Source organism: Mucilaginibacter hurinus (assembly GCF_003324525.1).
GTDB lineage: Bacteria > Bacteroidota > Bacteroidia > Sphingobacteriales > Sphingobacteriaceae > Mucilaginibacter > Mucilaginibacter hurinus.
The window spans coordinates 237,576-251,643 of sequence record NZ_QGDC01000002.1 but is presented as its reverse complement, the minus strand read 5'-3'; the positions used below and the strand labels follow the sequence as shown (position 1 = coordinate 251,643).

The 14,068-nt window shown below is 44.7% G+C and carries 8 protein-coding genes; 3 read left to right on the top strand and 5 right to left on the bottom strand.

Going from position 1 to position 14,068, the window contains the following annotated elements; all coding sequences use genetic code 11:
• Positions 1 to 76: 76 nt before the first annotated feature.
• Positions 77 to 2,929 (bottom strand): TolB family protein, encoded by a 2,853-nt coding sequence (locus tag DJ568_RS04295; protein ID WP_114004015.1) that lies wholly within the window; start codon positions 2,927 to 2,929, stop codon positions 77 to 79.
• A gap of 224 nt (positions 2,930 to 3,153) precedes the next feature.
• On the opposite strand from DJ568_RS04295, the gene hscA reads away from it, so the two are divergent.
• Complete coding sequence (gene hscA, locus DJ568_RS04290; RefSeq protein ID WP_114004014.1) at positions 3,154 to 5,010, top strand: Fe-S protein assembly chaperone HscA; 1,857 nt, start codon at positions 3,154 to 3,156, stop codon at positions 5,008 to 5,010.
• An 86-nt stretch (positions 5,011 to 5,096) separates the two neighbouring features.
• On the opposite strand, the gene DJ568_RS04285 is transcribed toward hscA, so the two are convergent.
• From DJ568_RS04285 to DJ568_RS04270, 4 genes are all read right to left on the bottom strand, one after another.
• Positions 5,097 to 5,513 (bottom strand): hypothetical protein, encoded by a 417-nt coding sequence (locus tag DJ568_RS04285; RefSeq protein ID WP_114004013.1) that lies wholly within the window; start codon positions 5,511 to 5,513, stop codon positions 5,097 to 5,099.
• Positions 5,514 to 5,579: 66 nt separating this feature from the next.
• A complete protein-coding gene (locus DJ568_RS04280; protein ID WP_233496622.1) occupies positions 5,580 to 6,590 on the bottom strand; it encodes a PorP/SprF family type IX secretion system membrane protein in 1,011 nt (336 codons plus the stop codon).
• Positions 6,591 to 6,597: 7 nt separating this feature from the next.
• On the bottom strand, positions 6,598 to 10,752 hold the full coding sequence (locus tag DJ568_RS04275) for a PKD domain-containing protein (RefSeq protein WP_114004011.1): 4,155 nt from the start codon (positions 10,750 to 10,752) through the stop codon (positions 6,598 to 6,600).
• A gap of 106 nt (positions 10,753 to 10,858) precedes the next feature.
• Complete coding sequence (locus DJ568_RS04270) at positions 10,859 to 12,097, bottom strand: nucleoside recognition domain-containing protein (RefSeq protein WP_114004010.1); 1,239 nt, start codon at positions 12,095 to 12,097, stop codon at positions 10,859 to 10,861.
• A gap of 243 nt (positions 12,098 to 12,340) precedes the next feature.
• Here DJ568_RS04270 and DJ568_RS04265 point away from each other — a divergent pair, with 243 nt between their 5' ends.
• Entirely contained in the window at positions 12,341 to 12,772 is a 432-nt protein-coding gene (locus DJ568_RS04265) for an OsmC family protein (protein WP_114004009.1), read from the top strand.
• Positions 12,773 to 12,789: 17 nt separating this feature from the next.
• Complete coding sequence (locus DJ568_RS04260; RefSeq protein WP_114004008.1) at positions 12,790 to 13,971, top strand: trans-sulfuration enzyme family protein; 1,182 nt, start codon at positions 12,790 to 12,792, stop codon at positions 13,969 to 13,971.
• Positions 13,972 to 14,068: the final 97 nt, after the last annotated feature.

The following is a 14,068-nucleotide window of genomic DNA, read 5'->3' as shown; positions in this document are numbered from 1 at the left end:
ACGAGTTAATAAGTATGATGAATTTACATTTATCATAATACAACCTACAAGTATGGTTAATTGTTGTTAGTATTAACTAAAAAATACTAACAGGTAATACCAGCTCAACCCGATTTCTGCCCTTACCACCAAAATAGTCATCGTTCAGCAGCCGGCTGTAGCGTATGCCAAAGGACAGGGATTGTTGATTGAAAAATTTCGTATCAAAAAATACAGCCAGTCCGGCACTATTAAAGTTTTGGCTGAATTTACTTTCATTCGCGTAAAAATCATGCCCGCGGGTGTGTTCGTAAAAAGCGTTACCACGCACACGTAATAAATACGCTGTGTTGCCGATACCGGCATCAGGGTAAGCTATCGGAAAGTGATAGTTTGCACCCACCTTGTACAATTGGTGAAGGTTTTCGGCGGTATAACCGCGGGAAAAAGGAAAGTTATTTGAAAAGCCAACAGCATCATTTTTGCCGCGTTGCTGATAAGCGGCGGTCATAATCAGGTTGTCGTTAGTGCTTATACCCGGAAAGTAAAATGTACCGGATGCCAACCACTGATTAGCACTAACATTTAGCCCGGATTTGTAATTTAAAGCTATGCTTTGCCCCCAACGCGGGTAAATGTGCTGCATAGCCTGCTGCGTTCGCGTGCTAAAGGTGGCAAAGTTATTCAGGTAAATAAGGTTGCGGTTATTTACCGCGTATGCGCCCCGGTACATGTTGCGGCTGAAATATATATCACTACCGAAATTGAAACCGGTTATTTTTTTACCCCGGGTAAAGTTTAGCGGTAGCTGCACGCCGCCGTGTAAGTTAACTTCGTTCCAGTAAACATTTTCCTGGTTGCGTAAGGAGTATACCCTGCGATCGAAAATATAATCGGCACCAACCGATAAATAAGGAAAAAGCGCGCCATAGGTGGCATCAAACCCAAGTTGTTTGTAACCTTCGTTCCGGTTATAATTAAAAAAAACATCGGACCGAAAAGTATTAAGGACATTTTCACCTCTAAGCGAGAACTTGTAATTCGGATCGCTTATTTCTGGTATCAGGCTGTGAAAGTTAAACAGGTTGTACCCTTTGCTATAAGGTAATACTGTAAAAACACTATCAGAGATATTGGACAGCAAGTTGGCTGCGCGGCTGGCAGCTAATGAGTTAATATGATAATCAGGAAGTGGAGTGTTAAATATATCCGGAGATATTTCAGTTGACCAGATAGCGCTTTTATCAACCTGTTGAATCTGGTTGCCATATGCCGTAAAGCTTACCCATGCTATCTTACTTGCCGATATCGCCGGCTGATAAACCCCGATGCCTGATTCCATGGCGGGATGGTCGATTTTGAATAGTTTTCTATCCTTTAACGATAGAGCGAATAATTTATCATCCTTACCCTCGGTGGCGGTAAAGTAAACGGTATCGCCTTGTACAGTTATATAACCGAGGGGATGGTCTGTGAATGATGTAAGATATTCATGTCTGCCTGATTTAATATCAATTTGCGTTATAGCCATCTTACCTGCCGGGTTCCGTACGGCTGAAAGCAGGTAACTATTACCGTAAAACTTTGGGTAAGTATAAAAGAGGTTTTGCGGATTAGGAAGCGCAGCAAGAAGGCTGCCGTTAGTTGCGTCGATTATATGCAAACTCCGCTTGCCCGAGGGTTCGACATTAACAGTCGCTATAGTTTTGCCGTCGGCGCTTATGTCAGGCGAAAAATATTTTGTTCTCCTGGTAATTGCCTGTTCCTTACTGGTATTTATATCCAAAATTCTAATCTCGCTATAGTTACGAAACCCCCATCGCTCATCGGCCCGGTAGCCGGCATAGGCTATTTTGCCATTACGGTAGGTAAAATGCCGGTCGTTGGCTAAAGCCCTCGTGGATAGCTTACGCTCATAACCATTAGCTTTTATGATGAATACCGGCACCTGGTTATAAGCAAACTTCACGTAAACCAGCGTATCCTCACCAATAAACGCCGGAAATTCCTGGTCGGCCACAAAATGCTGTTTGGGGTTTTTTGCCAGGGCAGGTGCATTATCATTAAACTGCTTTTTGAAATAATCCAACGCGTCTTCCCTAAACTGTCCATAACTTTTTCCGGAGTGTCTTTGTATGGCTTTTTGTATAGGAGGCAGGGCGCCATACCTGTAAGCAGCGGCGTCAAGAGTTACCTGACGCCAAAAATCGTCGCCATAAGTTTCGCGCCCGTAGGCTGCCAACATATAACCGAGAGGGTAATGGCTAGGTACAAAATCGACATATGATCCATTTCGGAGCTTCATCCAACTGTAGTTTTTGCCGGCTGCCCACATTGCCCTATAATCCTTATGAAACCACGGTAACCTGCCACGGCCCTGGCTGCTTACCAATGTTTCGTTATATACCGCGTCGCCCTCAAAAAACCAGTCGGGCACACTAAGCGCATTGCCCAGCGCCTGTCCGCCCTCGCCAAAAATAGTACGGAGCACTTTTGATAGCCCCACGTTAAAGTTATTATATTGCTGCACATGCCGATACTCATGTACCGATAAGAGATCCGGCCAGGCTATGCCGCCAAGTTCCAGGCTGTTTTGTTGCGGTGTCAGGTAAAACTCACTACGAAAAGGGGCGAGGCCTACATAACCATTGGTTTGGGTAGTTTGGTTTTGCAGCACAATGCTCACTTGCCTTTGTTTGTTACCCAGCGTTGACCTTGTAGCGGCGTTCACCTGCTGTATTATGTTGGCCACACGTTTTGCCGTGCTGTCCATTCCGGTGGGGAAAATCACTTTAGCGGCAGGGGTATTTATTTGTTGCCATTTAATAGTGGGAGGGTTGCCCCCAAACTGCTGTGCACAGGCTATGCCAGCCGTAAATGCTGACAAAGCAGTAAGCGCCAGGCAGAACGTGAAAATTTGTGCCGGTTTAATTGACAGGCGAAAGTACATCAGTATATTAATTATTCAGCAAAGTACGGAATAAATAGGGTGTGCAAAATACCTTACGTATACGATTTGTACATCCGTCAGGGTGCAAGGTGTTTATACTGGTTAATAGGGAACGCCTTTTTTTCCGGCAAGGTGAAATCATCTCTAGTAGTTGCAATCACCCTCGCGTCATTAAATCCAAAATCGTTAATCCAAATCCTAAATAACCTTACCTTTGCCATATCATGGCTAAAGTATCTATTAACCTGGCAACAGGCTCCATACAAAAGGAAGAAATTATTGTGGGGATTGACCTAGGTACTACCAACTCTTTGGTGGCATTTATTAATCCCGACAAACATCCGCAGGTAATAAACGATGCCGGCAAGGGCGTACTGGTACCATCGGTAGTGCATTTTGGCGAATCAGGCGAAATTACGGTTGGCAATGAGGCCAAAAATTACTTGATTACCGACCCGCAAAACACCGTTTTTTCAGTTAAGCGCCTGTTGGGCCGTTCGTATCATGATATTGAAAACTACAAGGACTTTTTTAGCTACAAGGTTATTGACGATAACACTGATAGCCTGGTTAAAATAAAGGTAGGCGATAAATTTTATACGCCTATTGATTTATCGGCTCTAGTACTAAAAGAATTAAAAGCGCGTGCAGAACATGCCCTTAAAACGCCGGTAAACCGTGCCGTGATAACCGTACCAGCTTATTTTAATGATTCGCAACGGCAGGCTACACGTGATGCGGGCAAGCTGGCCGGCCTTGATGTATTGCGCATTGTAAACGAACCAACTGCGGCCAGCCTGGCTTACGGAATTGGCCTAAACCCTGAAGAAACTAAAACCATTGCTGTTTACGACCTGGGGGGCGGCACGTTTGACGTATCTATATTGCAAATACAAAACGGCATTTTCGAGGTGCTGTCTACAAACGGTAACACCTTTTTAGGCGGCGACGATTTTGACAGTTTGATACTTGATTACTGGATTGAAAAGAACCAACTGGATAAAGCTGAGCTTTTTTCAAATGCAGAGCTACTGCAGCAACTACGCCTTAAAGCCGAAGAAGCTAAAAAATCATTCATTCATCAAAGCCTGTTTAATGAGAAGATAGGAGATATTTGGTGCACACTGGACCGAGTGACTTTTGAGCAACTTATACAACCCCGTGTACAGGAAACCATTACCTGCTGCAAAAACGCGCTAAAGGATGCTAAACTTGATGTAAGCCAAATAGATGAGGTGGTGATGGTAGGCGGATCAACACGCACAGGCCTGGTAAAAAGGATGGTGGCGGAATTTTTTGGCCGTGCGCTGCATAACGAGTTAAATCCGGACGAAGTGGTGGCGCTGGGAGCCGCGATACAAGCGGACATACTAGCAGGTAACCGCAAGGATATTTTACTGCTTGATGTTACGCCGCTGTCATTGGGTATTGAAACCATGGGCGGGTTAATGGATGTAATTATACCGCGTAACGCTAAAGTGCCTACCAAGGCAGGCAGGCAATATACTACCTCTGTAGACGGACAGGTAAATATGAAAATATCCGTCTACCAGGGCGAACGGGATTTGGTGAAAGAGAACCGGAAACTTGCTGAGTTTGACCTGAAAGGTATACCGGCGATGCCTGCAGGCTTCCCTAAAATAGATATTAATTTTTTGCTTAACGCAGATGGCATACTAAAAGTTCAGGCTATTGAACTGCGATCAGGTGTTAAGCAGGAAGTTGAAGTGAAGCCAACTTACGGTATTACCGATGAGCAAGTGGAGCAAATGCTGATGGATAGTATAACCCACGCTAAAGATGATGTTGCCCAGCGAATGCTGATAGAGGCCCGCACCGAAGGAGAACAGATGGTTTACACGGTAGAACGCTTTATGGAAAAAAACGGCCAGCTGCTTACTGCCGAAGAAAATGCCGAAACGCATGAGCATGTGGTTAATTTAAAGGCAGCTTTAACTACGGGTGATAAGGATTTGATACACAAGAAAATAGATGAGTTAAATGAACTCACCCGTCCGTTTGCCGAGCGTGTTATGGATGAAGCCATAAGCGTAGCGATGAAGGGTAAGGCTATAGAATAACCTCCTTAAGCGGTTTTTATACAGAGATTGCTGTTAATGTTTTAAAATCCTTTTGAGGAAAAATAGAGATAGTAAGGCGCTGTCCGCTAATTACTCCGCAGATCAAGCACTTCCCAATTGCTTTTACGTGATACGGTGCCGCCTTTATATTTAAGGATAATCTTAAAAAACTCTTTTGTGCGGGTGCCGTCTCCTGAGCCGGTGGGTGTTTCGGCGTATGATTTAATTACGTAGATAGAGTCGCCTTTGTCAGCAAACTGGTATCCTTCGTCAGAGAATACGGCATCGTCTGATCGTAAAGTAGGACGTACAAATTCTTTGGCTACATCATAAACACCGTCACTCGTAGGCATGCCGTCAAACATATGCATCGCAGATGTACCTGACGAGGCCACACGAAAAATAATCACGGCAAAAATGCCAAGGGCTACAAAAACAACCCAAACGCCGCCGTGCGACTTTTTATTTTCAAGCTGCTTTTTTTTGGTATAATGAGTTGACATAGTGCTGGAAATCAGGGAGAAATGAAGACGTAATTTTAAGAAAAATTTTTTATAAAAATACAAATTTTAATAAAATTCATAACAACGTCGTGCACCGTTAAATTTGAGGTTGCCATCACCGGCGCCGGGTATCTCGTACACCACGCTGCCCTCGGTAGATCCGCTCGATCCGCCATAGTTTACCCCGCGGGAAATATCATGACTAATACCCAGGCGCAGTTTTTCGCTGCTATTGTCCCCAGTAAATATGTCGAAGATGAATGACAGTACAAAGGCGTTGGCGCCATCGCGTCCGCCGCGGTACCATAAACCGGCATTTACGCTGCGCCGTTTAAACTGCATACCCACAGTGTAATTGTAAGCGCTTGCCTGTTTATAAAAAACAACCGAAGGTATAAGGTATGATTTTTCGCTTTCGTACAAATTATCATTACTATTAAGGTCTAAACGGTAGCTCACATGCCCCGTGTAGCGTATAGGCACTTTTACCGGCGTTGCGGTAAACGAGTAATCAGGCCTGTTTAAATGATGACCGGCCACGCCGACCATAAAATTGCCCTTCACCAGGTTTATACCTGCACCCGCGTCAAAATAATACTTGTTATTAAAAGGGAAAGCATCAGCCGAGGTGGGCAGCCCTGTTATGCCCGTGGTTGGGTCTATCTGGTCGCCGAATACCAGCCGGCTTTCGTCAATGCGCCGGTTTACCGCGCCCGCCTGTAATCCGAAAGACAGTACATAGTCCTGCGATCCCACGCTATAGGAGTAAGCCCCCATCAAGCTGTTGTTTTTAAGATAGGCCATACCTTCATTGCTGCTGGTGAACAATAAACCAAAACCGCCTCCAAACTTAGGTACATTGTAGTCAACCGCTGCCGATATATATTGCAGGTTACCCGGAACGGTGGTATACTGATTACGATATATGGCGCTCAGCCTAACCTTACCTTCAAACTGACCGTTAAGCGCAGGATTGAGATAAATAGGGGAGTTGAAAAATTGCGAGTACAGGTGATCCTGTCCAACGCAGTAACTACATACAAAAAGTAAAACCAGCGATATCAGTATCTTCCTCATCTGCATGTTATCGTATTAAGTTAATTACCCCCATCCGTTTTGGCGGCGAGTTATTGTATGACATGCCTTTCCAATCCGTGCCATTTTTAAACTTAGCAGTTATCTGCCATACATACGCCCCTTGTGGGGCCGGTGAGCCCTGGTAGTTACCGTCCCAGCCCTCCATAGGCTCCCCATCTGATGTTAATTTGTCGGTACGCCACATCAATTGGCCCCACTTGTTATAAATTTCCATCTTCCAGGTTTGCAACCCTCTGCCTTTAGCTATAAAAGTGTTTACAGCACTATTAATACTGGTAGGTACGAAAGCGTTAGGCACATACAGGTGACCAAACGACCCCGTAATTTTAATTCTTTTGGTTATAGATTGAGCGCACCCCTGGTTATCACGTACAGTTAACGTAACATTATGATAACCTGTATCAAGCATAGAATAGGTTACCTCCGGGTTTTGCACCGTTTGCGGCTGAACGGTTACACTGTTAAAATTCCAGTCCCAGCTAACCGCGCCGCCGGTGCTCTGGTCTCTGAAAGAGAAGTGGTAGTTTGGTATCTGAATGGTGTCTGAAGGCAGTACGAGAAAATTGGCCACAAGGGGAGGACGAACTGTAATTTGTTTTGGCGCAGATGTACTGCTGCATGATAAACCACCTTGGGTTATATTGGCAACCGTAAGTGTCACATCGTAAATACCGCTTGCAGCATAAGTATGCGGCGGTGGTGTAGGGTTTGTCACACTAGTTCCGTCGCCAAAATTCCAGGTATAAGAATAGCCAGGGTTAACAATGCCGTCAACTGTAAATTGATATGTTAAATTATCGCAATTCACTACCGCTTCGGTAAATTCTGTAGTAGGTATATCATGTACCACTATCAATCTCCGTAGTGATTCGGCCGCACTTCCACAACCGGAACTGGGTGTTATGGTTACTTCGTATCGGCCTGGTGCTGCAAACTCATAAGGTATATCATCGCGGTTATTCGCAGGAATTGATGTCAGCGAGGTTGTTTCATTTTCCCTGTAAATATTATATACGAAAGAGGTCCCGGTAGAATTGTTGATAAATGTTACCGGATCACCCAGGCAAACCTTGCTTTTGTCGACAGACATATTACTAACAAGCACCGATGCAGAGAGTACAATAGGAGTAGATTCAATAAACGACGTAGCACCGCAGCTGCCAATAACATCTAACCTCACTTTAACACTACGCGCACCGGTTACAGGCGGCTGCACGTTCGGAAATATATAATCACTTTTAGTAGTTATAACCGGCGAGGACTGTATCGGGCTATTATTCTCGTCAAGCAGCGAGAAAACATAGCTTCTGTTATTCCCAGGCGATTGATTTTGTACAGTAATATCAACTTCACCGCAAGTGCCGTCCGGCGTCGCATTTATTATAGCTATCGGCCTTTCCGGATGGATTGTTACAGTGATGGTACGAGTTGGCGGTTGTACAGCGCAGGAGTTGCCAATCGTTAACGTAACTGTATATACCTTTTCAGTTCCGCTTCCGTCGTCTACAGGCAAAAAAGTATGATTAAATGAAGTGCCGTTGCCTGTCGTACCGTCACTAACTGTCCAGTTGAAAATACTTGACGCTGATTGTGACACCGCTTCAAAAGTAAGGGGCGTCGATCCGCAATATGGCCCGGAAGAGCTAATTGTAAAGTCTGCTGTGATGGTGCGTGGTGTTACAATAGCTGTAAAAGGAAAGGGCTCTCCATCGCATCCGTTTACAGTAGGCACAATAGTATATACAACCTCTATATCCTGTCCGGTTGGATCATTATTTCTGATAAGGTCAGTTATTTCAGCACCGCCAGTAGGCCCCGGCACAATTTCGGCTGTAAGCGGCGCACTCGCCACCGACCACCTGAAGGTACTTCCATTTGCTGCGGAAGGACGATAGTTGATTCTTGTGTCGTTGCATATCGTCTTTGATGAATCGCTGGTAATCCGGTTTAGTGGTCTGATAACAAGTGAAATGGTGTCTGATTCAATATTCTCACAGCCGGTGATAGTGGTTTGTACAGTAAAAAATACTTTCGCCAGCCCGGCGTCGCGTTCAGCGATAGTTGGCCTATAAGTTGGGTTTGCTATATTTCTATTTGAAAAAGTTCCGGCCCCTGTCCATACAATCCCTGTAACACCTGCGTTTGTAGATGTTTGCGCGGTTAATTGGATCGGTGCATCAGCACATGCGGGGGTATATGTGCCCGTAATTGGTACAGGTGCATTTCTGATCGTGATAACTTGCTCAGCATCATAGTCATCGTTAGCGTCGCAGCCATTCTTATGTTTCACACGCACGGTGTAAACCGCCTCGTCATTAAATATGATGGTTGGGTAACGTGAGTTACGTGTAGACGGGGCAACAAATTGAAATGCTCCACCTTGTACGTCCCACTCATAGTTTGGCGATTCGTTTTCAGGCGTACCGGTAATTGTGGTTTGCAAAGGGCCTGCGCTTTCATTAAATGTGCGGGCAATACCTATGCCGCACAAGGTTACATCAGGTGATAACGCAGCAGTCGGCTGCGCTTCAACACGTATTGTTCGTGGCGTGGCGTTAACAGTACAACCACCGGTTATGCTCATGTTAACTGTATAAACACCGGGCTGGTTAAATAAAATAGTTGGGTTTGGCGTATTGCCACCCGTTAGCGTTCGGCCCGCCGTTGGCGTAACGGTCCAGTTATATACATAGTTTACCGTTTCCGTGCATGTAGTAACATTATCAGTTACCGAGCCGCTGCTGTTTGGCGTCACCGCATTGCCAACGCAGGTAGTACCGTTCACTGTAAAGTTGGCAATCGGGCGCTCTTTTATACAGATGAACCAATCAACATCGTCTGAAGTACAAAAGTTAGGGTCTGTGTTTTCAATCCGCAGCGTCACTTTATGTTCGCCGGCACTAGCAAACGTATGGGCAAACGGACGACTTTTAGCATATCCTGTGTAAGTAATTACATCGTCCACCAACCATGTATAGGTTGCATCGCGGTTTACACATGATGCAACATTTGAGTTGGGGTCCTGCCCGGTAAACGAATCGTTCAATATAGTTATCTCTTCACCCACACAACCCACTTTAGGGCTGGTCTCTTCAATTTTATTAACGGGTGCTTCAAGAACCTTAGCATATTCAGTTGTGGGGGTCAGCCGAGGGTCGCATATTAATCCAATTATCGTTAAATCAACTTTAAAAACATTTCTTTGATTATTTACTGTCCTGCCACATGATGAAGATGTATATGTATGCGTAATACGGCCCGCTGCTGACTTTATTTCGGCAATAGTTAACGTACTTGTGCTCCCGTCGCCCCAAGTTATATTATAAAGCAGGCCCGGGTAATTTGTATGCAACCCTGTTGTGGAGCCTATATCCACATTATAAGTGAGATCCCCGCCGCCGCTTAGGCACACGGTACTTGTACCGGCAGAACCAAAGCTTTTATAATAAGGCCGGTTAAACAAAGTATACGAGTAAGTGCCGATCACACCATTATTTACCGCGCGTACAGTTATAGTATAGTTTGCCTCGCTGGCATTAAAAACCACCGTCGGATCAAGTTGATTATCGGGAGAGGTAACGACAGCACGTGTTAATTCGTTATATATTAAAGTTGTAGCAGCGCTGCCGCCCGACGAGGCATTGGTAAAAGTGTAACTTCCGTTTTTTTGTGCGCTACACAGTCCCAGAATGTCAGGCGCCCGAACTACTTCCGGAGCGGTCATACGCGCTGTAACTCCTGAGGAACCGCTAATAGTAAACTGCGCCGTTTCGGCGGATGCTACAGCTGGCCCTCCCGGATTGTTAACATCTGGAATGACTACTACTTTTAACCTGTAACCCGAACCCGCAGGCGTCCCAGCAGGGATAATACCATTAAGATATGTGGCATAAAAATCAGGAGAAGTAGCAATCGGGTTCACGGGGTAAACGCCGCTTGCGTTAGATAAAAAAAGCTGGTACCTGTAATTACGATTGAAGATCACATCATCGCCGAGGTTGAACGGTACCGAAATGGTTGAGCCGGACCCATAAGTGCCTGCATCAAAGTTCCTGATAGTAATGGTTTGTGCACGCAACCCCGCACAAAAACATACCCAAAAAAATACTAAAAGAAATAAGCGCGTAAAAACCTTATCCATTTGCCGGGTGATAACAAAATATCAGCGCGGTAAGCGACCGACGTGTTCAGCTAATATTTCGTCCTGTTACGGAAAAAATACAGGGAAGGTTGTAGGTAAAATAGGTTTAGCCAAAAAATAAATAAGCTACAAAAATAGCTGCTATAACGCCTGCCAGATCGGCCGCAAGACCGGCCGGAATGGCGTACCGCGATTTTTTTATACCTACCGAGCCAAAGTACAGCGCTACAATATAAAACGTAGTATCGGCCGAGCCGTTAAAAATACTGCCCAGGCGGCCGGCAAAGCTATCTACGCCAAACGTTTTCATCACCTCTATCGACATGGCTTTTGAACCGGAGCCGCTCAAGGGTTTCATGTAAGCAACAGGTAAGGCATCAACAAACCGGGTTTCATTGGTAAATAACGTTGCTACCCAGCGCACACCATCGTTAATATAATCAAGCGCGCCGCAGGTGCGGAATACACTGATAGCAACCAGCATGGCTACCAGGTAAGGGATGATTTTCACTGATGTTTCAAAGCCGCCTTTGGCACCTTCAATAAAGGCTTCAAACACATTGACTTTTTTACGTAATGCGCCTAATATGAAAAGCACCGGAATTACAAACAGCAGCAAATTACTGGCTACTTTTGATACAAGCGATATTTCTTCCTTGCTCAGATAGTAGCTGAAATAAAAAACAAGTGCGGAAATGAATAAAGTTAAACCGCCAAGCCATGCTACCACAACCTTATCAAATAAATTTAATTTCTGTTTTATTGCAACTATAATAAGCCCCGATATAGTAGCCACATAGGTGGCAATTATACAGGGAATAAATACATCAGTGGGGTCGGCGGCTCCTAATATAGCACGCTGGGCTATTATGGTTACAGGCAGCATTTGCAAACCCGAAGTATGCAGCACCAAAAACATAATTTGCGCGTTGGAAGCGGTATCTCTGTCCTTATTGATTTCCTGCAAACTGCTCATGGCTTTAAGTCCTAGCGGTGTGGCCGCGTTGTCCAGTCCTAATAAATTTGCCGAAAAGTTCATTACCATATTGCCCACAGCCGGGTGGTTTTTAGGCACTTCGGGAAACAAGCGTTGAAAAAAGGGACCGATTATACGTGAAAGAAAACTGATGGCCCCGGCTTTTTCTCCCACATTCATTATACCTAACCAGAATGCCATGGTGCCTAACAGGGGCAGGGCTATATCCATTACTGATGACTGGGAAGATTTAAAAATCCCCTCAACCATCTGCTGGAATATCTCGGTATCGCCAAAAAAAACGAGCTTAACAATGCCTACTACAAAAGCTATGATAAAAAATGCTATCCAAATATAATTAAGGGCCATAGGGGGAACTGGGATTCAGGGGTTGAAGATAAACGTTTTTGGTATCTTGTTTACTATTTTTAAAAACAATACTGCTACCTTACAATTAACATGCATTTGATGAAAGCCTTCGTAAATGCTGTACCGCCTGTCACACATATTCAATTATTTGGCCCCTAAACCATTTTTGATATTCAAAGTCGGCAAACTTAGTCGTCAAAATAAATCAATTTCCTAACTTAGCCGCCTGATACATTATACACTATGGCTAAGATAGAACTTACACGCGCTCATGGCGATTTTGGCTTTGAAGCGAATGACGAATACGGGCACACCGTACGTATGGACAGCAGCCCCGAAAGCGGCGGCCAGAATTTTGGCGTACGCCCCATGCAAATGCTCTTGATGGGTGTTGCCGGCTGCTCTGCCATTGACGTGATCAGCATATTAAAAAAACAACGTCAGGATGTACAGGACTATAAAATGGTGGTTAACGGCGAACGTGAAGCAGGTAAAGAGCCATCTTTATGGAACGAAGTTAATATTGAGTTTCACCTATATGGCCAGATTGACGAGGATAAGGCACATCGCGCTGTTGAGCTATCAATTAATAAATACTGTTCAGTTGCAGCCACATTAGAAAAGGCCGGTGCCGAAATACAGTGGCAGGTTTATGTTCATCCTGCTAAATTTTAAATACTTTTTACCATACCATGTCCAGGGAATTAGATCCGATAAGCAAGGCGATACGCATACAAAATAAAAAGACTGTTCAGAAAGAACATTCAACACCTTTATACTTAACCAGCAGTTTTACCTTTGATGATGCTGAAACTATGCGCGCGGCATTTGCCGATGAAAATGACAGCAATATATACAGCCGTTTCAGTAACCCGAATGTTGACGAGTTTGTAAGTAAAATGTGCGCGCTGGAAGGTGCCGAGGATGGCTTTGCCACTTCGACCGGCATGAGCGCAATATTTTCATCATTTTTTGCCTTGTTAAAACAAGGCGACCATATGATATGCTGCAGCTCGGTATTCGGCAGCACGTTTACCATAGTGACTAAATTTTTCCCGCGTTATGGCATTACCTGTACACTGGTGCCGGCCGACGATAAAGATGCCTGGGAGGCAGCTGTACAACCTAATACAAAGATGGTTTACCTTGAAACGCCTACCAATCCGCAAATAGGTATCATTGATTTGGAATGGGCAGGGCAGTTCACCAAAAAGCATAATATACTTTTAAATGTAGATAATTGCTTTGCCACACCGGTTATACAAAGGCCAATTGATTTTGGTGCCGACCTGGTAATACACTCGGCTACAAAATGGATAGACGGGCAGGGCCGTGTTTTGGGCGGGGTAATAGTAGGTCGCGCAGAGCTGGTTAAAGATATTTATATGTTTTGCCGGCATTCGGGACCGGCTTTGGCACCATTTAATGCATGGGTACTAAGTAAAAGTTTAGAAACGCTTGATGTACGTATGGAACGCCATAGCAGCAATGCTTTAAAAATTGCGGAAGCGCTTGAACAGCATCCTACCGTAGCCTGGGTTAAATATCCATTTTTACCTAGTCACCCACAGTACGCTATTGCAAAAAAACAAATGAAAAGCGGCGGCGGTGTGCTGTGCTTTGAAATAAAGGGCGGTGCCCAGGCAGGAGCCCGGTTTTTAAACGCGCTCGAAATGATATCGGTTACCGCAAATCTTGGGGACAGCCGTAGTATAGCTGCGCACCCCTCAAGTACCACGCATTCCAAGCTAACCGACCAGGAGCGTATTTCGGTAGGCATTACCCCAGGTCTTATCAGGATTTCAGCCGGGTTAGAGAAAGTAGATGATATAATTGCTGATATAAATCAGGCGCTGGCTGCAAGCCAGGAGTAAAACATTAATATGAATAGTGCAGAACCGGCAATTAAAATTGCCGGTTTTTTTATTTATTATTTTCATCATATTTTCATAAACAATAAGAAACAATACA

Excerpts from the sequence above, each read along its gene's own strand:
- DJ568_RS04260 (WP_114004008.1), top strand. The coding sequence starts at position 12,790 with ATGTCCAGGGAATTAGATCCGATAAGCAAGGCGATACGCATACAAAAT.
- DJ568_RS04280 (WP_233496622.1), bottom strand. The coding sequence starts at position 6,590 with ATGAGGAAGATACTGATATCGCTGGTTTTACTTTTTGTATGTAGTTAC.
- hscA (WP_114004014.1), top strand. The coding sequence starts at position 3,154 with ATGGCTAAAGTATCTATTAACCTGGCAACAGGCTCCATACAAAAGGAA.
- DJ568_RS04270 (WP_114004010.1), bottom strand. The coding sequence starts at position 12,097 with ATGGCCCTTAATTATATTTGGATAGCATTTTTTATCATAGCTTTTGTA.
- DJ568_RS04295 (WP_114004015.1), bottom strand. The coding sequence starts at position 2,929 with ATGTACTTTCGCCTGTCAATTAAACCGGCACAAATTTTCACGTTCTGC.
- DJ568_RS04285 (WP_114004013.1), bottom strand. The coding sequence starts at position 5,513 with ATGTCAACTCATTATACCAAAAAAAAGCAGCTTGAAAATAAAAAGTCG.
- DJ568_RS04265 (WP_114004009.1), top strand. The coding sequence starts at position 12,341 with ATGGCTAAGATAGAACTTACACGCGCTCATGGCGATTTTGGCTTTGAA.
- DJ568_RS04275 (WP_114004011.1), bottom strand. The coding sequence starts at position 10,752 with ATGGATAAGGTTTTTACGCGCTTATTTCTTTTAGTATTTTTTTGGGTA.